This is a genomic window from Acinetobacter sp. A47 (assembly GCF_000805455.1).
Taxonomy (GTDB): Bacteria; Pseudomonadota; Gammaproteobacteria; order Pseudomonadales; family Moraxellaceae; genus Acinetobacter.
The window spans coordinates 1-606 of sequence record NZ_JSUS01000047.1 but is presented as its reverse complement, the minus strand read 5'-3'; the positions used below and the strand labels follow the sequence as shown (position 1 = coordinate 606).

Annotated in this window: 1 protein-coding gene; it reads right to left on the bottom strand. The window is 51.8% G+C overall.

Annotation, left to right across the window (positions count from 1 at the left end):
• A partial coding sequence (locus OC23_RS11430) for a S49 family peptidase (protein WP_038344948.1) occupies nucleotides 1-466 on the bottom strand: 466 nt, incomplete at its 3' end.
• Nucleotides 467-606: the final 140 nt, after the last annotated feature.

Below are 606 nucleotides of genomic sequence, written 5' to 3'. Positions count from 1 at the left end.
CCACGCCGATATACTGCGAGACTACACCTATGGACCCGGTTATGGTACCATGGCGTGCAACCACATGGTCAGCCGCTATGGCAGCCAGGTACCCACTCGAGGCAGCTACGTTCCCAAGCACCGCGACCACGGGCTTCTTCAGGGCTATCTCTCTTATTTGTTGATACAAAGCTTCGCTATCGCCCACAGTACCGCCTGGGCTGTCTATTCTAAGGACTAACGCCTTTACAGAATCACTTTCCGCTAGCCGAGCGAGCATTGCTTCCCTGGCCCTGCTACGGCCGATTTCACCGCTGATTCTTACCCTTGCGACGTAGTCGTGAGTTCTCCTCAAGGTTCCAATAACCCTCGAGTAATCTACATGCCCCATAACCAAAAGTAGCAAACACACGACGAGAAAGAAAGAAGCCCTCCACCACAGAACCCTGGAATGTAACGCCTCCATCTTTAGCAAGTGATCAAGCACGTGTAACCCCTATTTCAGCGATAAGACAAGACTGTAAGACCCAACCGTTAGAACCTCAGCTTCCACCCTGTCACCAGGAAAGAACTTCTTGTTCTCGGGTAGGTGCTCCTGCTTCACCAATACGTTGAAGCTTTCTGACC